Origin of the sequence: Actinoallomurus soli (assembly GCF_024055715.1) — a bacterium.
Classification (GTDB): domain Bacteria; phylum Actinomycetota; class Actinomycetes; order Streptosporangiales; family Streptosporangiaceae; genus Actinoallomurus; species Actinoallomurus soli.
Genome location: NZ_JAMXMV010000005.1, coordinates 269,108 through 290,997 on the forward strand (window position 1 = coordinate 269,108; position 21,890 = coordinate 290,997).

A 21,890-nucleotide genomic window follows, 5' to 3' on the forward strand; every position below is an offset into this window, starting at 1 on the left:
TCAGCGAAAGTCGCGGCTGCGGGTCAACGTGACGACGGGCAGCCGTTGCAGCCGGGTGGCGACGAGGTTCACGGCGCCGTCCTGGCGTTCGAGCCGGCCGTGGATGAGCAGCGCCTGCGCCTGGAACGCGACGGTGCGGTGGCGCTCCCAGATCTGCGGGCGGCACAGGACGTTGAGCATGCCGGTCTCGTCCTCGAGGTTGAAGAAGATCACGCCGTTGGCGGTCCCTGGGCGCTGCCGGTGCGTGACGACGCCCGCGACCAGGATGTTCGTGCCGCCCGGCACGTCCTTGATCGCTGCCAGGGGGACGGCCCCGCGCTCGTCGAGGGCGGCCCGGACGTGCGCCATCGGGTGGTGCTCGGCCGTTCCGGTGGCCCACAGGTCGGCGATGGTCTGCTCGACCATGGTCATCGGCGGCAGTTCGGGCGCGGCGGTGCCCGGCGCGGTGCCGGGCAGATGGCCGGGGCGGGTGTGGGCCAGCGCGCCCGCCGCCCACAGCGCCTCGCGGCGGCCGAGGCCGAAGCAGCCGAACGCGCCCGCCGTCGCGAGGGCCTCCAGCGCCGCCGTCGGCGGCGCGGCCCGGCGCACCAGGTCCTCCAGGTCGGCGTACGGCCGGCCCGCGGCGATCCGCCTCGCGGCGTCCTCACCGAGGTTCCGCACGGACGACAGGCCCAGGCGGATCGCCGGCTGCGGCTCCCCGGGCGCGTGCGGGAGGTCCCCGGCGGGCGTGTACGGCGCCTCCAGCGTCGCCTGGTCGGAACTGGCGTTGACGTCGACGCCGAGGACGCGTACGCCGTGCCGGCGGGCGTCGCCGAGCAGCGTGTGCGGGCTGTAGAACCCCATCGGCTGGTTGCGCAGCAGCCCGGTGGTGAACGCCGCCGGATAGTGCCGCTTCAGGTACGCGCTGGCGTACACGATGTGCGCGAAGCTCTGCGCGTGCGACTCGGGGAACCCGAAGCTGGCGAAGCCGAGGATCTTGTCGTACACCTCCTCGGCGATCCCGGCGGGGATGCCGCGCTCGGCCATACCGCTCAGCAGCCGGTCGCGGAGCCGTTCGACACGCTCCGGCGCCCGCTTGGCGCTCATCGCCTGCCGCAGCGCGTCGGACTCCGCCGGGGTGAACCCCGCGCAGTCCACGGCCAGTTGCATCATCTGCTCCTGGAACAGCGGCACGCCCATCGTCCGCTCCAGCGCGTTCTTCATCAGCGGATGCGGGATGTCCGGGGGTTCGTGCCCGTTCCGGCGGCGCAGGTACGGGTGGACCGAACCGCCCTGGATCGGGCCGGGCCGGATCAGCGCGACCTCCACCACCAGGTCGTAGAACGTCCGGGGCTTGAGCCGGGGCAGCGTCGCCATCTGCGCGCGGGACTCGACCTGGAACACCCCGACCGTGTCGGCGTCGCACAGCATCGCGTACACGTCCAGGTCGTCCGGCGGGATCGTGTGCAGGTCGTAGCGCCGCCCGTGGAACTCGCCCACCAGGTCGAACGTGTCGTGCAGCGCCGCCAGCATGCCCAGCCCGAGCAGGTCGAACTTGACCAGCCCGACGGCGGCGCAGTCCTCCTTGTCCCACTGCAGCACGCTCCGGCCCGGCATCCGCGCCCACTCGACCGGGCACACCTCGCCGATCGGCCGGTCGCAGATCACCATGCCGCCCGAGTGGATGCCCAGGTGCCGGGGGAGCCGCTGCATCCGGCCCGCCAGCGCGGTCACCGCCTCCGGGATGCCCTCCGGCGGCCGGGAGTCCACCTGGGGGTGGTGGGGCGCAGCCATGGGGGTGGAAAGCGCGGAGAACTGCCGGGACCAGGCGTCCTGCTGGCCGGGGGAGAAGCCGAGCGCGCGGGCGGCGTCGCGGACCGCCATCCGCGGCCGGTACGTGATCACGTTGGCAACCTGGGCGGCCCGGTCCCGCCCGTACTTGTCGTAGACGTGCTGGATGACCTCCTCGCGCCGGCGGTTCTCGATGTCCAGGTCGATGTCGGGAGGCCCGTCGCGGCCGGGCGACAGGAACCGCTCGAACAGCAGGTTGTGCCGTACGGGGTCGACGCCGGTGATGCCCAGCGCGTAACAGACCGCGGAGTTCACCGCCGAGCCCCGGCCCTGGCACAGGATGTCGTTGTCCCGGCAGAACTCCACGATCTCGTGCACGATCAGGAAGTAGCCGGGGAAGCCGAGCTGCTCGATGACGCCCAGTTCCCACGCGATCTGCCGGTACGCCCGTGGCGCCCGCCGCCGTGTCCCGTACCGCTCCCGGGCCCCCTCCTCGACGAGGTGCCGCAGCCAGGTCGCCTCGGTGTGCCCGGGAGGCACGAGCCAGTCCGGCAGGTTCGGCGCGACCAGGTCCAGGTCGAACACGCAGGAGCGGCCCAGCTCGACCGTCCGCTCCAGCACGCCGGGGAAGCGGGCCAGCCGCGCCGCCATCTCCGCCGCCGACCGCAGGTGCGCGGTGCCGGTCGCGGGCAGCCAGGAGTCCATGTCGTCCAGGCCGCGCCGGGCCCGTACGGCGGCGAGCGCCTCGGCGAGCGGAGCGTCCCTCGGCGCGGCGTAGTGCACGTTGTTCGAGGCCACGACGCCGACGCCGACACGCCGGGCGAGGTCGTCCAGGGCGTCGTTGCGCGCGTCGTCGAGGGGCTGGTCGTGGTCGATCAGCTCGGCGAAGACGTTCTCCCGCCCGAACATCTCCACCAGCGCCCGCAGCTCCGCCTCGGGGTCCGCGCCCGCGTGCACCGCGCCCTTGCGGCAGCCGGTGAGGACCACCCAGTGCCCGCCGTGCGCCGCCGCCAGGTCCGCCAGGTCGTAGACCGGGCGGCCTTTCCCACCCCCGGCCAGCTGCGCGCGGCTGATCGCGGCGCTCAGTCGCCCGTACCCCTCGACGTCGCGGGCCAGCACCAGCAGGTGCCGCCCGCCCGGATCGGGCTCGCCCGCCGCGGCGGCGGGCAGGTCCAGGCTCAGCTCCGCCCCGAAGATCGTGCCCACGCCGGTCCCCCTGGCGGCCTCCTTGAGGCGCACGGCCCCGTACATGCCGTCGTGGTCGGTGATCGCCAGCGCCTCGACGCCGAGCCGGACCGCCTCCTCGACCAGCTCCTCCGGGCTGGACGCGCCGTCGAGGAAGCTGTACGACGAATGGCAGTGCAGCTCCGCCCAGCCGCCCCGGAGCGACGGCAGCCGTACGGGCGGGGCGGGGCGGGTCGCCGGTGCGGGCCGCCCGCGCGGGGTGGGCCGGTCCGCCGGTTCGGTGGTCTCGCTCGCGGGCGGGGACGTGCCCCAGGACAGCCGCCGCTCGAACTGCCGCCACGGAATCCGCGGATTATCGAATCCCATGACGCCCTCCCCAGCGGGGCGCGGCCGGCCGGTCCAGGGCGGCACTCGCGGATGACGGGAGGGTCTCCCGGCTCGAGACGGACCGGTCAGGCATAGTCGGCCTCGACGTACCAGCGGCCGCCTTCGACGACGAGCAGGCGCGCGCCGCCGTCGGCGGTGACGACCTGGAACCGCGCGCGGCGGCGGAACCGCGCCGGGTCCCACCAGCGCTCCCGGGCCGGCCAGGGGCCCGCCCACGCGGTCACCGGCAGGACGCGCCCGTCGATCTCGATCTGGCGGGGCGGGGCGGAGACCGCGCAGCGTGCGCTGACCGTGACCGGCGCGCCGTCGGCGCCGGTCACGCGGACGGGCAGCGGGTCCGGATGGACGACCGCCGGCGCCGGGTCGGGGATCCGCCCGGGCCACCGCCCCTCCGAGGCGGCCGGCCCGGGCGGGAGGTCGCCGACGGGGACCCGGACGACGCGCTCGCCGGGCGCGCGGCCGCCCGCGGGGTACGGCCGGGTGATCGCCTGGTGGCCGAGCATGGCCTGGACGCGCGCGGCCGCCCGCATGATGCGGTCGGAGATCGTGACCTGTCCCCACAGCGCCTCCTGCCGTCCCTCGTCCGGGACGAGCTGGTCGGGCAGGAGCCGCAGGAGGACGATGCCGCCGACCCCCTCATCGTCGGGCGGAGCCTCCCAGGACGACAGCTGCCAGCGGACCCGCTCGGCGACGGCGAGGGCGGACAGCGCGCCCCCTTCACCCCCGTTGCTACGCCCCGCCACCCCCGTTTCACCCCCGTGGCCACGCCCCACCACCCCCCCGTCGTACCGCCACAGCCGGGACTGCGTACGGCCGTGGGCGTCCGTCACCTCGACGCCGATCCGCACGCAGGTCAGGGCCTCGGCGGCGAGCGCCTCGTGCAGGCGCTCGGCGAGCGTCTTGGCGGCGAAGACGACCTGTTCGGCGGCCGTGGCGGGCGGGTCGAACTCCGTCGCCACGCTCAGATCCGCGTGCGGCGGCCGTGGCGCGGGCGGCCGGACGTCCAGGCCGCGGGCCAGCCGGTGCGCGCGCACCTCGTCCGCGCCGAAACGGCTCGCGACGTGCCGGGCCGGCAGCGCCGCGAACGCGCCCAGCGTGCGGATGCCGAGCCGGGGCAGCAGGTCGGCGAGCTCCGGCCGGTTCAGGACGGTCACCGGGTACGGCGCGAGGAACTCCGCCGCCCCGCCCGGCGGCACGATCGCGCCGCCGTCCGCGGTGCGCGCGGCCAGCTCGGCGGCGAACAGGCCGTCCGCGATCCCCACGCCGCAGTCGAAGCCGCGCTCGACCACGGTGTCCTGGACATGGATCCGCAGCGACTCCTCCGCCGTCTCCCGGTCCGCGCCGCCGTGGTAGCGGGCGGCGCCGCGCACCGGGATCGCGCAGACGCCGGGGCGTACGACCTCGACCCACGGGGTGATCGTCGAGACGGCGGCGGCGACCGTCTCGAAGAGCCGGCCCTCGGCGTCGGGGTCGCGGTCGCGGACCACCAGGCCGGGGCAGTGCCGCTGCGCGTCGCGGAGCCGCTGCCCCCGGCGTACTCCGGTAGCGCGCGCCGCCGCCGAGCACGCCTCGACCCGGCCCGAGGCGACCACCGCCGCGGGGACGCTCGCGTCCAGGCCGACCGCGGTGACCGGCCAGTCCGGGCACCACACGACGAGCACGCGCGGCACGGTCCCCGCCCCACCGCCGGTGCCCGGCCCACCGGAGTCCTGCGAACCGGGCGTCCCAGGGCCCGGCACCTCGGCGCCCGGCGTCCCCGGGCTCGGCACCTCGAAGCCAGGGGTCCTGGAGTCCGGCGCCTCGGCGCCCGGCCCGCCGGGACCCGGCGCATCGGGGAGTGACGCACGGCTCATCCCGCCAAGGCCTCCAGACGCGCCGGACCCTCGTGCTCGGCGACGGTCACGGTGCCGTCCGGGCCCGGCAGCCACAGCCAGACCCGGCGGCCGGGACCCGCCGCGCCGCGCCCGGAGACCGTCACGAGCGCACGGCGGCCGCGCAGGTGACCGGTGCCGTCCCCGACGCCGGCCCAGTGGTTCGCCTCAACGCGCAGCCGCAGGGCCGCGCCCGCCCACGGTCCGGTCGTGACCAGCGCGCAGCCGTTCCGGCGCGCCAGCGTGGTCAGCCGCCGGGCGACGGGCGCGGGAGGCTCCTCCGGCGGCCGTACGATCACCATCGCGCACCCGTCGGTCAGTGCCGCGACCACGTCGGCCCACCGACGGCCCGGGGCGTCGACGAGCAGGACCCGCATCGGATCGAGGCCGCCGTCCGCGCCGCCGAACGCCGCGGCGGCCGGGACGTATGCCTCCGGAAGGCCGACGACCGCGCACCAGCGGTCCCCGAGCCCGGCCGCCAGCGCGAGGGCCAGCGCGGTCGAGCCGTCCACGCCGGTGACCGTGCCGGGACGCAGCCCGCCTCCGGGGATCACCGCGCGCAGCGCAGGCAGGACAGGGACGAGGTCCATGCCCGCCAGAGGCGAGAAGCCCTCTGTGACCTGCGGCGATAGCTCACTCACTCGACCATCATCGAACATCCATTCGACTGAAATCAAGTCGATCGCCACGCGCAACGTCGGTCGGTATCCGTGAGGCGGAACGTTCCGGTTCCGGAGACCTCATGGTCACGATGGATGTGTCAGGAGTGAGACCGGGCTTCGGCGGCCGGGGCCCGGGGGAGGCGGACGACGAAGGTGGTGCCCTCGCCCGGCACGGAGGTGACGGCGACGGTGCCGTCGTGGGCCTCGGCGACGGCGGCGACGATGGACAGGCCCAGCCCGGCGCCGCCGTGTTCGCGGGAGCGGGAGGAGTCGGTCCGGTAGAAGCGTTCGAAGACCAGCGCGCACTGGCCCTCGGTTAGCCCGGGGCCGTGATCGGACACGGCGATCTCCACCTCGCCGTCGGCGGCGCCGATCCGCACGGTGGCGGGGGCGCCCGCGGGCGTGTGCCGCCGTACGTTGGCGAGCAGGTTGTCCAGGACCTGGCGCAGGCGCATCGCGTCGCCGAGCACCACGGCGCCCTCCGCCGCCTCCAGGCCGATGGGTCGGTCCGGCTCGACGGCGCGACCGCCGGCCACGGCCTCGGCCGCGATCCGGGCCAGGTCCACCGGTTCGCGGTCGAGCGGGCGCCCCTGGTCGAGCCGGGCCAGGAGGAGCAGTTCGTCGACGAGCACCCCCATCCGTTCGGCCTCCGCCTCGATCCGGGCCATCGTCTTGGCCAGGTCGTCCGGGCGGTCGGCCGCACCCCGCCGGAACAGCTCGGCGTACCCCCGGACGGTGGCGACCGGCGTGCGCAGCTCGTGCGAGGCGTCGGCGACGAACCGCCGGAGCCGCTCCTCGGACGCCTCGCGTTCGCGGAAGGCCGTCTCGATCTGGCCGAGCATGTCGTTCAGCGCCTGGCCGAGGCGGCCGACCTCGGTGCGGGGTTCGGCGGGCTCGACACGGCGGGACAGGTCGCCGGCGCCGATCGCGCGCGCCGTCCCGCTGATCTCCTCCAGCGGGCGCAGGCCGCGGCGGATCGACCGGCGCGCGAGGAGCCCGACGGCGGCCAGCGCGACGATCGAGACGGCCACCTCGACCCGTGCCAGGTGATGGATGGCGCTGTCGGAGTCCCGCGTCGGATCGCCGATCAGCAGGATCCACCCGTTCGGCAGCCGGGAGACACGGATCCGCCAGGGGTGGATATCACCGACTTTGAAGATCCGCGCGCCGTCGGGGTTCCGCGCCGTGACGGCCGAGGGGGCGGGGTGGGGCGGCAGCGGCGGCGCGCCGTGCGCGGCGAACGTCTGGACGATCCGGCCGTCCGCCGCGCGGACCTGCATGAGGGACGGGATGGCGCCGCTCTCCGCCAGCGCCTGGGCCAGCGACGCGCCGTGCGCGCCGACCGGGAGGGCGCCGCCGGACGCGGCGCGGTCACCGATCGCCGTCTCCATCGCCCTGCCCACCGCGGTCAGCTGCCGGTCGGTCCGGCGGACGATGTCGTGCCGCAGCGTCGCGAAACTGCCCAGCGCCGCGACGGCCAGGCCCGCCGCGAGCAGGCCGAGCAGGGTGAGGACGAGGCGTCCGCGCAGGGACATCACGACGACCGGGGAAGGCGCAGGACGTACCCGACGCGGGGCACCGTGTGGATCAGCGGCGGGTCGACGACGTCGACCTTGCGGCGCAGGTAGCTGATGTAGGTCTGGACGACGCCGTCGTTGCCGCCGAAGTCGTAGTCCCAGACGTGATCGAGGATCTGCCGCTTGGACAGCACCCGCCCGGCGTTGATGACGAGGTACCGCAGCAGCTTGAACTCGGTCGGCGTGAGCTCCAGCGGAGCACCGCCCCGCGACACCTCATAGGCGTCCTCGTCGATCTCCAGGTCGGCGAAGCCGAGCCGTGCGGCCTCGGACCCGCCGGGGCGGCTCGTCCGGCGCAGCACGGCGCGGATCCGCGCGATGAGCTCCTCCAGGCTGAACGGCTTGGTGACGTAGTCGTCGCCGCCGACGGTCAGTCCGGCGATCTTGTCCTCCGTGGCGTCGCGGGCGGTCAGGAAGACGACGGGCGCCTCACACCCCTCGCGGCGCAGCCTCCGGCAGGTGTCGATCCCGGACCCGTCCGGCAGCATCACGTCCAGCACGATGAGGTCCGGCCGGAACGCCGTGACCTGCGCGAGCGCCTCGGCGCCCGTGCCGGCCACGGCGGGCTCGAAGCCCTCGTAGCGCAGCGCGGTCGCGACCAGGTCGGCGAGGTAGGGCTCGTCGTCGACGACGAGGACGCGGATGGGGCGGTCGGTCACGGGCCCAGTGTCCCGCGCCGTTCTGTGAGAACGCTGTGAGAACCCTGTGACAGGGAACTCCCAGAACACCCACACGGCGCCGGAAGCGCGGGCTGCTGTGCTGGCCCGCATGGAAGGATTCTCCCGATTCGTGCTGCGGCACAAGCTCGCCGTGACGCTCGCCTGGCTCGCCCTCACGGTCGCGGGCGTGCTCGCGACGTCGCAGATCGGCGGGCGGCTCACCGCGCGCAACGCGGTCCCCGGGCAGCCCTCGTACGAGGCGAACGCGGCCATCGCGAGGACGTACGGCACCGGCGGGCGCGACCCGCTGGTCCCGGTGATCACCCTGCCCGCGGGGAGCACCGTCGACTCGCCCGGCGTCCGCGCCGGGATCGGCCGGGCCTACGCGGCGGCCGCCACGGCCGTGCACGGACGCGCCGTCTCCTACGCCGACACCGGCGACCGCCGTCTCGTCGGCCGCGACGCCCGTACGACCTTCGGCCTCGTCTACGGGCCGGCGGCCGGGCAGGCCGGCGGGATGCGCGCCCCGGACCTGACCGGACGCGTCACGACGGCGATGCGCGCGACGCTCCCGCCCGGCGCGACGCTGCGGGTCACGGGGATGCAACCGCTGGAGTCCGGCGGCGGCGGATCCGGCCGGGGCCCGAACGTCCTGTCCGAGACACTGATCGGCGGGCTCGGCGCGCTGGCCGTGCTGGCGTTCGTCTTCGGTTCCCTGCTCGCCCTCGTCCCGCTGCTGATCGCGGTCTGCTCGATCCTCACCTCGTTCCTCGTCGTTTACGGGCTCACGACGTTCACCGACGTCAGCGTGATCGTCCAGTTCATCGTCGCGCTGATCGGCCTCGGCGTGGCCATCGACTACTCCCTGCTGCTGGTCACCCGGTGGCGTGAGGAACAGGCCGCCGGGCACCGGGGCGACGACGCGGTACGCCGTGCGATGGCCACTGCCGGGCGCGCGATCGTCTTCAGCGGAGGGGCGGTCGCCATCGGCCTGGTCGCGATGGTCGTCCTCCCCGTGCCGTTCCTGCGCAGCGTCGGCTACGGCGGCATCATCATCCCGACCGTCAGCGTCGTCGCCGTCCTCACTCTGCTGCCGGTGCTGCTGGCGAGGTTCGGCGCGCGGATCGACCGGCCCCGGCTGCGCCGGGGCGGCGGCGCCGGGCGCGGCTGGTCCGCCTGGGCGCGGGGCGTCGTACGGTTCCGGTGGGCGGCGGTCGCCGTATCGAGCGCGGTCCTCGTCGCCCTCGCGATCGCGGCCCTGGGCCTGCACCTGGGCGACCCGGAGAGCGACGCGCTCGCCTCGTCGGGGCCCGCGTACGAGGGGCGGGCCGCCCTGGTCCACTCGGGCGTGCCGACCGGCGTCCTCACCCCGATCGACGTCCTCGTCCCCCGGGGCGGCGATCCCGTGGCGACGGCCGCGCGCCTGTCCCGGCTGCCCGGCGTCGCCGCCGCGGTCGCCCCGGACACGCCCTCCTGGCGGCGCGACGGGACGGCGCTGATCGAGGTGCTCCCCGTCGCCGAGGGCGGCTCCGCCGCGGGGAAGGACACGGTCCGGCGCGTCCGCGCCGCCGTTCCCGCCGGAACCGGGGTCACCGGCTCCGCGGCCGCCGGCGTCGACTTCGCCAAGGCCGTGTACGGGGCGTTCCCCCTGATGCTGACGCTGATCGCGCTGGCGACGTTCGTGCTGCTCGCCCGGGCGTTCCGGTCCCTGTTGCTGCCTCTGAAGGCGGTGCTGCTGAACCTGCTGTCGCTGGCCGCGATCCTCGGCGCCATGGTCCTGGTCTGGCAGGAGGGTTACGGGTCCAAACCGATCTGGGGCATCGCCGCGACCGGCTCGATCACGGAGTTCGTCCCCGTGATGGTGTTCGCGTTCCTGTACGGGCTGTCCATGGACTACGAGGTCTTCATCCTGGCCCGGATGCGCGAGGAGTACGACCGGACCGGGTCGACGCGGACCGCCGTCGTCGAGGGCATCGGCCGTACCGGCCGGCTGGTCACGAGTGCCGCGCTCATCCTCTTCCTGGCGTTCGCCTCGCTGGCGTCCGCGCCGATCACCGAGCTGAAGGTGTTCGCGACCGGCCTCGGCCTCGGCGTGCTCCTGGACGCGACGGTCATCCGCGCCCTCCTGGTGCCCGCCCTCGTGTCACTGTTCGGCCGCTGGAACTGGTGGCTGCCCGCCTGGGCCGCCCGGGCGCTGCGGGTCCGCCCCGCCCCGCTCCCGCCGACGGCCGCCCCGGAGCCGGTCCCCGCCGGCCACCCCTGACCGCCGGCCGTGCCCGAGGTCAGGGGAGCGGCGGCACCTCACCGCAGGGCGCCCACTCGACCGTGACGCCGCGCAGAGTCGAGGCCCAGGGCCCGGCGATCGCGGCCAGCCGGGCGGCGTCCGGCGGGGTGCGGCCCAGCCCCACCGCGAAGCGCGTCGCCTCCGGCCCCGTCTCGAACGGACGGGGCCAGGCGTGCGCGTCCGCGATCCCGGCGTCCTCCAGCCCGGCCAGCAGGGCCCGGACCCGGCCGCGGGCCCGGCCGAGCGTCACTCCGAACTCCTCCACCGGCGTCCGCCGTACGGTGACGACCGCCCACGCGGCGTGCCGCCGGTGCATCGGCGGCGGCGACAGGAGCGCGGCCGGCGGATCGCCGCCGGCCCCGGCCTCCTCCAGGACCTCCCACGCGCGGTAGAACTCTCGCGTGAGGAGGTCACGCACGCCGGGCCCGACCTGGTCGGAGCAGGACCGTACGGGCGCGGTCGGCGTCATGACGCGTACGGCCGCCGGCACGGCCGAATCCGGCCCGGCGACGTCGGAGGCGGAGGATTCCGCTGCGGGAGCGCCGGAGGCGGAGGGCTCCGCTGCGGAGGCGTCGCGGGCGTGGGGCTCCGGCCGGAGCACGACCGGCCGCCGCCAGTCCCAGGCGGCCCAGGTGCCGAAGAAGTGGCGGAGCAGGTCGCCGGGCGGCAGATCCTCCGCCTCGCGCACCGTACGCGCCGCCAGGATCGCCCAGGCCAGGCCGGGCAGGCCGCCGAACGGGGCCGAGTCCAGGCCGCGCGCCCGCGCCCAAGCCTTCACCATTCGGGCGAGGCCGGAGAACCGGTCACGGCGCCCGGCGACCGCGGCCAGGACGGCGTCGGCGTCGCTGACGGCGCTCAGCGCGATCGCGGACGTCTCGCCCAGCTCCGTACGGCGTGCCACCGCCTCGGCCGGCGCGACGTCGCCCGCGGCGACCACCATGAGGTCGACGGCGAGCCCGGCGTTCCGGAACCGGAGGCCGGGCACCCGCGCGCCGGTCACGTGGCGTACGCCGGCCGCCTCCGGCAGCGCCGCCGTGACCCGCCTCCGGACGTCCGCGGGATCGGGGGTTCCCGGCAGCACCGCGACCAGGTCCAGGTCCGCGCCGGCCGGCGCGCATTCCATGCGCCGGGATCCGGCGACCTCGACGAGGCCCTCCGCCAGGCAGGCGCGGAGCTGCTCGGCCACCGTCCGCGCCGGCGCGTCGTCCGCCGCGGGGACGACGAGCGGCGCCGCCGGCTCGGGCCCCGCGCCGGCGGAGACGTCGACGACCACGCCGTAGTGGTCGGAGGCGAACAGGCCGCCCGGCGTCATGGGAGAGTCTCCGGTGAGACGCGCGGCGGTGGCGTGCAGGACGGAGCCGCCCAGGAACACCCGGTCGAGCCGGGACGCGCGGCCGGACAGCGAGGACACGGCGGCCAGCGGATTGGCCGCCGGATCGAACGTCACGGTCCGGTCGCCGGGGCCGTGGACCTCGCTCCAGGCGTCCCGTACCCCGAGTAGACCGGCCAGGCCGTCGTCGCCGTCGTTGAAGTCGCCGAGGAGGACGACCTCGCCGTCCACGTGCGCCGGCATCTCGGCGAGCCGCGTGAGCTCGGCCGCGCGCCGGACGGCGCCGTTCTCGGTGTGGTCGCTGGTCAGATGGGTCGCCGCGACGACGACCGTACCGGCGGCGGACTCCACGGTGACGGCCGCGACGCCCTTGTGCGGGCCGAGGACGTGCAGGCCCGCCTCGCGTACGGGCAGGCGGCTGAGCAGGAGCAGCCCGGTCTCGTCGACGTCGGGCCCGGCCGGGTCGGTGCCCAGCGTGTAGCCGGCCCGCACCCACGGGGCCCGCAGCAGCAGGTCGAGCAGCCCGGCCTCGACCTCCTGCAGCGCGATGACGTCCGCGTCCGCGCGTTCGAGGGCCGCCAGCAGCAGCGGCCTGCGGCGGGCGGTGTCGATGCGGTCGGCGTCGTAGCGGTCCCACAGGGTGTTCCACGTCAGCACCCGGAGGCGGCCCGGCGCGGTACCCGCGGCGGCAGCGGGGCCACCGGCGGCCGTGTGACCGGCGACGATGGCGGCGGTGGCGATGGGGGCGGTGGCGATGGGGGCGGTGGCGGCCGTCGGGCCGTTCGCGTCCGGCGCCGGACGCGCCGTCGATCCCCGGTCGCGGCCGGAGGCGTCCGCCTCGGCGGAGCGCCAGCCCGCGGCGGGATCCCACGCCACCGGTGTCCTGGCGGCGAAGAACGGCGCCCGGAGCCGGCGCGCCTCCCGTGCCCGCCCGGCCGGGGACGAGTCGACGCGGTCCACGCCCGCCCGGCGGTCCCAGACGACCTCGCCGTCGGCCTCGACGAACAGGACGCGGTGCCAGGGGATGTCTCCGCCGGGAACGAACGCGGGCAGGGGAACCCGCTTGGGCGGCGCTCCGCGGACGTTGATCCCCACCAGGAACCGCGCGGGGTCGAACCGCGGATCCCAGCGGATCCGGTGGTAGATCTCCTCACTGGTCCGCACGGCCGCTCCTCGTGTCCGCCGGGATCGCGTCGTCGATGGCCCCGGCCACGTCCTCCACCCGTCCGTCCGGGCCGGCGTACCAGGTGCGGTGGGCCTCACCCGGATAGGGCGGGGAGAAGCGGCGGAGCTGGGCGGCGAGCACGTCCGGGGGGACCGGATGCGCGCGGTCCGCGTTGCGCCGGGCCAGCAGGTCGCCGGGGACGAGCATGACCGCGTGCGTCGTCAGCGCGTCGTACCGCTCGGCCACGGCGTGCACCAGAGAACGCTGGTGCCGGTTCAGCGCGGTGGCGTCCCAGACGACGGTCGCGCCGTCCGCCAGGAGCGCGCCGAGCCGGCGCAGGCCGTCCCGGAGGATCTCCGGGTTGGCCCGCTGGTCGGCGCGCGAGCCGCGGGCCTCGCGCAGGTCGTCGAGGGAGACGACGGCGTCCACCCCGGCCAGGCCGCGGGCGAGGGTGCTCTTCCCGCTGCCCGCCGGTCCGGTCATGACGACGAGACGGGGGAAGGCCCCGGTCCGCCACCGCCAGGTGAGCGCCACGGCCTCCTCCGGCGTGGCGATCCGGCCCGCCGCGTACGCCTCCCGCGCCTCCGCCCAGCAGCGGTCCAGAACGTCCCGGTCGGTGACCGCCCCCGGGCCGCCGGCGAGAGCCCGCCGCAGGCCGGCCCGCAGCGGTTCCAGCGGCGACTCGGCGAGGAGTCCCGCCTCGTCGGCGTGCAACTCGGACCATCCGGCCTGCTCACGGGCCTCGGCGGCCTCGGCGTCGTCGCGCCCGGTCAGCGCCGCGGCGGCGACCGCGTGCAGCACGCCGACGTCGGCCGTGCCCGCCAGCCGGGTCAGGCCGGCGCGCCGCGCCTCGTCCGGGAAGGGACGGTACAGCCGGGGGTACGAGCCGACGAGGTCCGCGACCCGCCGGGCCGCCGACACGCCGAGGGACGTCACGAGCCGCGGCATCAGCCGGGCCCGGTCGGCGTCGTGGAAGAGGCCGGCCAGCAGACCCGCGAGGCGTTCGTCGCCGGAGCGCCCGAGCAGGTCGAGACGGGCGGAGACCTCGGCGACGACCGCCTCGGCACGTTCGAGGGCCGCCTCGTCGCCCCGGCCTCCTCCGATGTCGGGCAGGTCGCCGGGCGTCATGCCCACCGCGTCGAGGAGCGCCGCCGGGTCCGGGGTCGCCCCGGACCGGGCCTGCCAGAGCGCGGCGGCGGGGCTCAGGCCGTTCTCGACGACCGGGCCGAGCATCCAGTGCTCGTCCGTGCGCACGTGTCCCGGCCGCACCCACTTGGCGACCCGGTGGGCGAACTCGTCCCGGCCGAAGCCGTCGGCGGTCCGCACGACGTAGCCCTCCTGCCGCTCCGCGTCGAGGCGGAGCGCCCGCAGGCGCCGCTCGTCGAAGACGCCGCGCCACAGCACGGCGGGGACGGGCACGCCGAGCCGCCGGGCGAACGGCACGGTAGCGTCCCAGTCCAGGCAGTGGTCGCCGTCCCAGACGGAGAAGAGGTAGAACCAGCTGTCCAGGTCGCGGTAGGCGATCGAGTGCCGGGCGTAGAGATTCTCCCCGCAGACGCGCATGCCCGCGGGGATCCGGCGCGCGATCCTGCCGTGCAGCGCCTTGACCCAGGCGCGGGACGGGTGGTGCGCGCTGTCCAGCGAGCGGGCGTGCAACCCGTCCGGGTACAGCGTGGTGTTCTCCCCGTCGAGCTTCTCGGTGACGACGACCTCCCGGCCGGCGAACCCGGCCAGGTCGCCCGCGCGCACGTCGTCCGGCGTGGCTCCCGGAGACCAGGGCAGGTGGGGAGTGCGGGGGTAGTGCACTCGCATGATCCACTCCTGCCGGCGACCTGAACGACTTCGAAACCGCGACGACCCTAGAGCGCACCGGGTCGGCGAATCCATCGAATTACCGGCCGCTCCGCGCGTTCGTCGGCCGGGCCCGGCGGGAGGGCCGGTGAGGTACGCGGGGTGGGTGGGGGATACGACACGACCGGTCGGACATGTCTGGGTCGGGCCCCCGCAATGACCCACGGCCCGTAGACTGCCCGGGTGTCGCTTACCCGGATCACGCTCTCCCGCGTCCCCGCGCCACTGCGCCCGCTGCTGGTCAAGCACCGTGAGCTGGTGAAGTTCGCCTTCACCGGCGGTGTCTGCTTCCTGCTGACCGCCGGGGTCAACTACGGGCTCAAGTTCACGGTCATGCGGACGAAGCCGGTCACGGCGCTCACGATCGCGATCATCGTCGCGACGATCGCGTCGTACCTGCTGAACAGCGGCTGGTCGTTCCGGGCCCGGGGCGGCCGCAGGCGTCACGTCGAGGCGGTGCTGTTCTTCGTCGTGAGCGCCCTGGGCGTCGTCGTCAACGACATCCCGCTCTACCTGGCGCGCTACGCGTTCGACCTGCAGTACCCGAACGTCAGCCATGTCGCGCAGGAGGTCTCCGACTTCCTCAGCGGCATGATCATCGGCACTCTGCTCGGGATGGCCTTCCGCTGGTGGGCCATGAAGAAGTGGGTCTTCCCGCACGAGAAGACGGCGGGTCTCGCCTCGACGGCGAGCGTGGCACCGGTCGCCGCCCCCGCCGACGAGGAGTCCGAGCTCGTCGCCTGAGGCCCGGTTCGCCGTCCGGCCTCCCCGCCAGGGTCAGGCGGGCTGCACCTCCACCGGTACGCCGTTGAGCACGGCGTTGCCGGACAGCGGGTCGAGGGTGAGCGGGTCGGTGACGGCGTTGGCGTTGACGCCGGCGTGCGCGGCGGCGACGGACATCCGCGTGCCGGGCCGCCCGTGACCCCATCCGTGGGGGAGGCTGACGACGCCGGGCATGACCTCGTCGGTGACCTCCACCTCGGCCTCGATCGTTCCGCCGGCGCCCGTCACCTTCGCCGTTCCCGCGTCGGCCAGCCCGAGGCGGCCGGCGTCCTCGGGGTGGACCTGCAGCGTGCAGCGGTTCGAGCCCCGGACCAGGCCCGGCAGGTTGTGCAGCCAGCTGTTGTTGGACCGCAGGTGACGGCGGCCGATGAGGACCAGGCCGGTACGCCGCCGGGCGAGGCCGCCGCGGAGCCGTGAGACGTCCTCGGCCAGCGGCGGCGGGCACAGGTCGACCCGGCCGGACGGTGTCCGCAGCACCTCGGGCAGCCGGGGTTTCAGCGGGCCGAGGTCGACGCCGTGCGGCGCGTCCCGCAGCGCGGCCAGGGACAGGCCGCCCGGCACCGTCCCGAATCCGTCGCCGTACGCGCCGAGGCGCAGCATGAGGTCGAGCCGGCGCAGCGCCGGGGTCTCTCCGGTGAGCAGCGGCAGCAGCTCCGCCGGGTCCCGGCCGTGGACGGGCGAGGACGGGTCGGCGATCGCCTTGCCGAGCAGGTGGGCGATCACCGGCTCGTCGACGTCGGCGCCGGCGTCCTGCCCGGACACGATGGCGATGAGGCGGGCAAGGATCGCGCACTCGTCGAGCTCGCCGTCCCGGAGCGGGATCGCGGGCGGGGAGTAGCGCGCGGTGTTGCGCACCGCGAGGTCCCCGAACGCGATGTCGAAGTGCGGTGAGCGGCTCGGCGGGGGCGGCGGGAGGATCACGTGGGCGTGCCGCGTCGTCTCGTTCAGGTACGGGTCGACGCTGACCATGAACTCCAGGTCGCCGAGCGCGTCGCCGAGGCGTTCGCCGCCGGGCAGGGACAGCACGGGGTTGCCGGCCACCGTGATCAGGGCGCGCACCCGGCCCTCGCCGGGCGTGAGGATCTCGTCGGCCAGGGTCGTGGCGGGCAGTTCGCCGCGCACCTCGGGCAGCCCCCGGACGCGGCTGTGCCAGCGGCCGGTACGGAACCCGCGCCCGTTCCCCGTACCCGGCCGGCGGTGCGGGGCGAGGGGGAACATCGCGCCGCCGGGACGGTCCAGGTTGCCGGTGAGGACGTTGACGACGTCGACCAGCCAGCTGGTCAGCGTGCCGAACTCGGCGGTGCAGGTGCCGATGCGGGCGTACACGGCGGCGCTCGGGGCGGCGGCCAGCTCGCGGGCGAGCCGCCGGATCTCCCCGGCCGGGACGCCGCAGACGTCCGCGACGTCCTCGGGGGCGAAGTCGCGGCTCAGCCGCTCCACGTCCGCGACGCCGTCGACGCCGGGCGTGTCGGCGACCAGGCCCTCGGTGAACAGGGTGCGCACGACGCCGAACAGCAGGTAGGCGTCCGCACCGGGCCGGATCGGCAGGTGCCGGTCGGCGAGACGCGCGGTCCGGGTGCGGCGCGGGTCGACGACGACGAGGGTGCCGCCGCGCCGGCGCAGCGCCTTGAGCCTGCCGGGGAAGTCGGCGGCGGTGCACAGGCTGCCGTTGGACTCCAGCGGGTTGGCGCCGAGCATGAGCAGGTACGACGTGCGGTCCAGGTCCGGCACGGGGATGGCCAGGGGGTCGCCGAACAGCAGACCGCTGGAGACGTGCTTGGGCATCTGGTCGACGGTGCTGGCCGAGTAGAGGTGCGTGCTGCCCAGCGCCCGGGCCAGCGGACCGGCGTACAGGCCGCCCGCCAGGGTGTGGACGTTCGGGTTGCCGAGGTACAGGGCGAGCGCCTGCCGGCCGTGGCGCCCGGCGACCTCGCCGAGGCCGCGGCGCACCACCGCGAACGCCTCGTCCCAGCCCGCCTCGCGCCAGTGGTCGCCGTCGCGGACCATGGGGGAGCGCAGCCGGTCGGGGTCGTCTTCGAGCTCGCCGATGGTGGCGCCCTTGGGGCAGATGAAGCCGTGACTGAAGACGTCGGCGCCGTCGCCCCTGGCGCCGGTGACCCGGCCGTCGCTGATCGTCAGCTCGAGACCGCAGGTGGCCTCGCACAGGGGACAGATCCGGTACGCGGTCGTCTCGGGCATCGGCCCTCCGCAGCGCTGGGTTGTTTCACGCAACCATAGGACCGCCGACCAAGAATTGGAACCCGATTCGGTTTGCCGGATCGGAACGCGGGAACCTCGGACCCGGGGTGGCGGAACGGCGACGGGCGCCGGCGGACCCACCGAAGTGGGTTCACCGGCGCCCGCACGCGCGTGTCAGCGGGCGAAGACCTCGAAGTCGGCCGCCCGGACCTGCCCGGAATAGGGGCTCGCGGTCGTGCAGTCGGTCGGGACGTTCGGGTCGTTCGTCTGCTGCCCCGCGTAGTCCGGCCCGCCGGTGCACTGCGAGGCGGCCACCTCGAGGCGCAGGTGCGTGGCGGTGGTGCGCGGGATGGTGAAGGACCGCATGGTCAGGTCCGGCGCCACCGGGCGGGGCCGGACGGACGGGAAGGCGTCCTTGGCGCTCGTGTAGACGGTGCGGTAATCGGCGGCGTTGGAGCAGTCGACGGTGGCGGAGGCCGTGCAGGCCAGGACCTTGAACGACCGCAGCGCGGTGAACCGGTTCTGGGAGCCGGTGTCGCCGCCCGGGTCCTTGGAGTCGGCCGGCCGCAGCAGCGCGCTGACCTGGATCCGCCGCACCTGCTGCGGCGTGGCGCCCGCGAGCCGTACGGTGACGCCGCGGCCCGCCACCGGGGTCCCGGCCGCGGCGAGCGAGGCCCACGTGGTGCCCTCGTCGTCGTCGATGAGCGCGCCGAGGTCGACGCCGTCGCCGGTCGCCGTGGCGCCGTTCGCCGCCGAGGCGAGGTTGCGCGGCAGCGACACCCGCACGGTGCGGTGCGAGCCCGCCGTCACCCGCTCGGTGATCCGGGCGAGGCCGTGCCCGGGCGCCTGGGCGATGAAGCGGTACCGGCCCGCCACCATGGCCGCGGTGTCCGCCAGGCCGGTGGTGGTGTCGGTGTCGGCGACCGGGACGGCGCGGGCCTGGTAGTCGCCCACGTAGAAGCGGGCGCCCGGCACGGGCCTGCCCGCCTCGTCGACGGCCTCGAACCGTACGGTGGCGTTCTTCGCGCTCGGCGAGGCGAAGCTCGGCGTCGCGTCGGCGTCGGCGTTCGTGGTGCTGGCCGCGCCGTCGCCCATGCCGCGCGCCGCGAAGGCGTTCCACAGCAGGGTCTGGTTCGCGCCGCCGAACCGCATCCGGTCGGCGGCGAGCATCGCGTCACGGGCGTCGAGCATCGTCACGTCGCCCCGGGCCATCAGCAGCCACGCGTCGAAGACGAGCTGGACCCAGCGGCGGTCGCCCGGGCAGGCGGTGACCGGGGTGCGTCCCTCCGCGCAGGACCTGCGCAGGGGGGCGGTGCCCTTGCCGTAGCGGTCGAGGAACGCCTGCCGGATGTCATAGTTGACGGCGTTCCAGATCTCGCCGTCCGCGTGGACCTCCGGGCCGGTCAGGTCGAAGCCGAGGTCGCCGTAGTTGAGCGGGTTCTTCGCCAGGTCGTAGTCGCGAATGCCCCGCACCTTGTTGCCGGTGACGTACTGGCCCGTGACGGACTCCTTCTGGCCGGCGGGCACGAGGCCGTTCGAGGCGAGGTACTCCATCGAGACCAGGTCGGACCAGGACTCGCCCATCGCGCCCGCCTGGTAGCCGGTGAGCCGGTCGTCCGGCCCGGCCACCATCCGGTTGGAGATCGCGTGGGTGTACTCGTGGCCGATGACCGACATGTCGTAGTCACCGTCGACGCAGGGGGAGTAGAACGAGCCGGCGATCGACTGCCACAGGTACATGTTCGTGGTCGGCGGGTTGCCGTCGGGCGGCGTGGCCTGGTTGGCGTTGTCCCGGATCAGGCTCGTCGCGACCCGCGCTCCCGACTGCGCGTTGCCGTGCTCGGGGTCGCCGCCGAGCCCGCCCTTGCCGAAGTTGTCGTCCTGCAGGTTCCAGGCGCTCTCGGTGAACCCGAGGTTGTAGGAGAAGTCGTGCATGCGGTTGTGCATGGCCAGCAGGTTCGCGTCCGCGGCGTCGATGTCACCCCGCTGCGGGCTGTCGAAGATGCCGGGGGCGCACTTCTGGGCGTACCACTGGTTGGTCCAGGGGTAGGTGTACCGCCGGTCCGGGCGCGGGGTGGCGAAGCCGTTCAGGTTGAAACCCGTGCCGGTGGCGTTGTTCCACGCCTCGGCGGCCCACTCGTTGTTGCCGCGCGTCGTCTGCGTGGAGGCGGTGCCGCTCACGCCCGGGTCGACGTCCCAGGCGAGCGGGGAGGCGGGGTTGGCCACGACGCGGTCGCAGCCGGCGGCCTTCGCCGGGCACCACGTCTCGCGGGTGTCCTTCGTGGAGTAGTCGGCCGGCGGGTTCTCCGGGAACGCCTTCCACCGCGGGTCGTCGGTCTCGTCGTCCACGTTGTCCTGGCGGATGAGGACCTCGCCGGTACGGGCGTCGACGTAGCTGGTGTAGGAGCGTACGCCGTCGGGCGCGTCGTCGTTGAGCGACACCTCGTAGGCCGCCCGCGCGCCGCCGGCCGGCATCGGCACCGCGACGAGCTTGACGCCCTGCGTGCCCTTCAGCCCGTCGGCCGCGTACCGCCGCCAGCCGCCGGCGGCCTCCTTGGCGGTCACGGTTCCGGCGTCCAGCCGCACGTCGCGGGCCGCGGCGCGTACCGCGTCCTTCTCGGTGAGCGTCGCCGGGGCCGGGGACGGGACGTCCGGCGCGAGCGACGAGCTGACCTGGTAGACCTTGCCGTCGGCGACGCCGACGACCGCGAGACCGTCATGGCCGGCCGGCAGGCCGCCGAACCGCTGACGGAATAGCACGGCGGCGCCGGAGCCGATCGGGTTCTTCGCCACGACCTCGAGGGAGTCGACCGCCTGCTGCGACAGCCCGAGCAGGTCGCGGTGCTGCGTCAGGTAGGTCCGCGCGGCCGTCACCGGGTCGGCGGGCAGGCCGGTCGCCAGGGCCGTGGTCCCCTGGGGGACCAGGCCGGCGGGCGTGCCCAGCCGGTTCCAGCGGGCGGCGACCCGCTGCCGCCGGGCCAGGTCGCGCTGCGTGCTCGACGGGGCGCGACCACCCGGGCGGGCGTCACGGTCGCCCGCCCCCTGGTGGTCCGTCTGGACGCGTGTCTTGGGGGTGGCCGCGGCGGTCGGCTGGGCGGCGGCGACCGCGCCCTCTCCGAGCGCGAGCAGCGCTCCCGCCGACATCACCGCGATCAGCCGATTGGCCCTTGCGTGTCTGCGCCACTTGCGCACGGCACACCGCCTTTGGGGTCTTTGGGGCAATTGCGGCGCGAGCTTAAAGCGGGAGTAAAAGCCGCGTCAATGAAATGAAAGGCACGATCCAGCAACGCTTATGGTAACTCACGGTAAGGTTGTCATCTGGCCTGATCGCGGCGTGTGACGGGGCGATGGGGTCACTGGTGCGGGACGCCGGACGGTCGGCACCCCTCTCTTGTCGCCGCACTCGCGAGGATCTACGGTTTTCCCGAGTCCTGACCAAGATCCGCTCTGGGATGACATGTGCTGTCAATGATGGCGGAGGCCGAGTCACGCGACGCGTCGCGCGCTCGCCTCCTGCTCGTCGAGGACGACGACGAGCTCAGCGAGATGCTGGTCCGGCTGTTCACCGAGGAGGGCTACTCGGTCGAGCTCGCGCGCGACGGCCAGCGAGGCCTGCACCTCGGCCTGAGCCGGCCGTACGACGCGATGATCATCGACCGGGGGCTTCCCGCGCTCGACGGCCTGGACCTGCTGGTCCGGCTGCGCCGCCGGGCGGTCGTCACCCCGGTGCTGGTGCTCACCGCGCTCGGTGCCGTCGCCGACCGGGTGGCGGGCCTCGACGCGGGCGCGGAGGACTACCTCGTCAAGCCGTTCGAGATCGACGAACTGCTGGCACGGGTGCGCGCGCTGCGCCGCCGCAACCGGGACAGTGCGCAGGTCCTGCCGCTGGGTGCCGGCCGGTTCGACCTCGCGACCAGGGTCGTGACCCTTCCGGACGGCGCGCAGGTGACCCTGTCGGGGCGGGAGTACGAACTGCTGCGCGTGCTGACGAGCCGTCCCGACCAGGTGCACACGCGGGCCGTGCTGCGCGAGCGGGTCTTCGACGCCGCGCCGGCGGAGTCGATCGTCGACACCTACGTGTACTACCTGCGCACCAAGCTCGGCCGGACGGTCATCCGCACCGTACGCGGCGTGGGCTATAGAGCGGGAGAGCTGTGACCCCACGAC

The 21,890-nt window shown here is 75.0% G+C and carries 12 protein-coding genes; 3 read left to right on the top strand and 9 right to left on the bottom strand.

What is annotated here, in order from left to right:
* The 5 genes from NDW01_RS15525 to NDW01_RS15545 form a co-directional block, all read right to left on the bottom strand.
* On the bottom strand, positions 1 to 3,321 hold the full coding sequence (locus NDW01_RS15525; RefSeq protein WP_252821110.1) for an error-prone DNA polymerase: 3,321 nt from the start codon (positions 3,319 to 3,321) through the stop codon (positions 1 to 3).
* Between the two features lie 86 nt (positions 3,322 to 3,407).
* On the bottom strand, positions 3,408 to 5,195 hold the full coding sequence (locus NDW01_RS15530; RefSeq protein ID WP_252821111.1) for a DNA polymerase Y family protein: 1,788 nt from the start codon (positions 5,193 to 5,195) through the stop codon (positions 3,408 to 3,410).
* Entirely contained in the window at positions 5,192 to 5,854 is a 663-nt protein-coding gene (locus tag NDW01_RS15535) for a hypothetical protein (protein WP_252821113.1), read from the bottom strand. The genes NDW01_RS15530 and NDW01_RS15535 overlap by 4 nt, the downstream gene beginning before the upstream one ends.
* Positions 5,855 to 5,973: 119 nt before the next feature.
* On the bottom strand, positions 5,974 to 7,410 hold the full coding sequence (locus tag NDW01_RS15540; protein ID WP_252821115.1) for a sensor histidine kinase: 1,437 nt from the start codon (positions 7,408 to 7,410) through the stop codon (positions 5,974 to 5,976).
* The gene (locus NDW01_RS15545) at positions 7,410 to 8,111 is read right to left on the bottom strand and encodes a response regulator transcription factor (protein WP_252821117.1); all 702 of its coding nucleotides are present in this window, start codon (positions 8,109 to 8,111) and stop codon (positions 7,410 to 7,412) included. The genes NDW01_RS15540 and NDW01_RS15545 overlap by 1 nt, the downstream gene beginning before the upstream one ends.
* Positions 8,112 to 8,220: 109 nt before the next feature.
* On the opposite strand from NDW01_RS15545, the gene NDW01_RS15550 reads away from it, so the two are divergent.
* On the top strand, positions 8,221 to 10,374 hold the full coding sequence (locus NDW01_RS15550) for an MMPL family transporter (RefSeq protein ID WP_252821119.1): 2,154 nt from the start codon (positions 8,221 to 8,223) through the stop codon (positions 10,372 to 10,374).
* A gap of 19 nt (positions 10,375 to 10,393) precedes the next feature.
* Here the strand turns inward: NDW01_RS15550 and NDW01_RS43815 are convergent, their stop codons facing one another.
* Complete coding sequence (locus NDW01_RS43815) at positions 10,394 to 12,889, bottom strand: poly(A) polymerase (RefSeq protein WP_252821121.1); 2,496 nt, start codon at positions 12,887 to 12,889, stop codon at positions 10,394 to 10,396.
* Positions 12,876 to 14,702 (bottom strand): RNA ligase family protein, encoded by a 1,827-nt coding sequence (locus tag NDW01_RS15560; protein ID WP_252821123.1) that lies wholly within the window; start codon positions 14,700 to 14,702, stop codon positions 12,876 to 12,878. The genes NDW01_RS43815 and NDW01_RS15560 overlap by 14 nt, the downstream gene beginning before the upstream one ends.
* 222 nt (positions 14,703 to 14,924) lie before the next feature.
* Here NDW01_RS15560 and NDW01_RS15565 point away from each other — a divergent pair, with 222 nt between their 5' ends.
* The gene (locus NDW01_RS15565) at positions 14,925 to 15,485 is read left to right on the top strand and encodes a GtrA family protein (protein ID WP_252784814.1); all 561 of its coding nucleotides are present in this window, start codon (positions 14,925 to 14,927) and stop codon (positions 15,483 to 15,485) included.
* 33 nt (positions 15,486 to 15,518) lie between these two features.
* On the opposite strand, the gene NDW01_RS15570 is transcribed toward NDW01_RS15565, so the two are convergent.
* Positions 15,519 to 17,723 carry a molybdopterin oxidoreductase family protein gene (locus NDW01_RS15570; protein ID WP_252821125.1) on the bottom strand — a complete coding sequence of 735 codons (2,205 nt, stop codon included), beginning with the start codon at positions 17,721 to 17,723 and terminating at the stop codon, positions 15,519 to 15,521.
* Positions 17,724 to 17,897: 174 nt separating this feature from the next.
* Positions 17,898 to 20,867 carry a M36 family metallopeptidase gene (locus NDW01_RS15575; RefSeq protein WP_252821127.1) on the bottom strand — a complete coding sequence of 990 codons (2,970 nt, stop codon included), beginning with the start codon at positions 20,865 to 20,867 and terminating at the stop codon, positions 17,898 to 17,900.
* Positions 20,868 to 21,194: 327 nt separating this feature from the next.
* Between NDW01_RS15575 and NDW01_RS15580 the strand changes: the two genes are divergently transcribed.
* Positions 21,195 to 21,881, top strand: coding sequence for a response regulator transcription factor (locus NDW01_RS15580; protein WP_252821129.1), 687 nt, complete (start codon positions 21,195 to 21,197; stop codon positions 21,879 to 21,881).
* Positions 21,882 to 21,890: the final 9 nt, after the last annotated feature.

Coding starts and splice junctions, on each gene's coding strand:
- NDW01_RS15525 (WP_252821110.1), bottom strand. CDS start 3,321: ATGGGATTCGATAATCCGCGGATTCCGTGGCGGCAGTTCGAGCGGCGG.
- NDW01_RS15530 (WP_252821111.1), bottom strand. CDS start 5,195: ATGAGCCGTGCGTCACTCCCCGATGCGCCGGGTCCCGGCGGGCCGGGC.
- NDW01_RS15540 (WP_252821115.1), bottom strand. CDS start 7,410: ATGTCCCTGCGCGGACGCCTCGTCCTCACCCTGCTCGGCCTGCTCGCG.
- NDW01_RS15550 (WP_252821119.1), top strand. CDS start 8,221: ATGGAAGGATTCTCCCGATTCGTGCTGCGGCACAAGCTCGCCGTGACG.
- NDW01_RS15560 (WP_252821123.1), bottom strand. CDS start 14,702: ATGCGAGTGCACTACCCCCGCACTCCCCACCTGCCCTGGTCTCCGGGA.
- NDW01_RS15570 (WP_252821125.1), bottom strand. CDS start 17,723: ATGCCCGAGACGACCGCGTACCGGATCTGTCCCCTGTGCGAGGCCACC.
- NDW01_RS15575 (WP_252821127.1), bottom strand. CDS start 20,867: ATGTCGGCGGGAGCGCTGCTCGCGCTCGGAGAGGGCGCGGTCGCCGCC.
- NDW01_RS15580 (WP_252821129.1), top strand. CDS start 21,195: ATGGCGGAGGCCGAGTCACGCGACGCGTCGCGCGCTCGCCTCCTGCTC.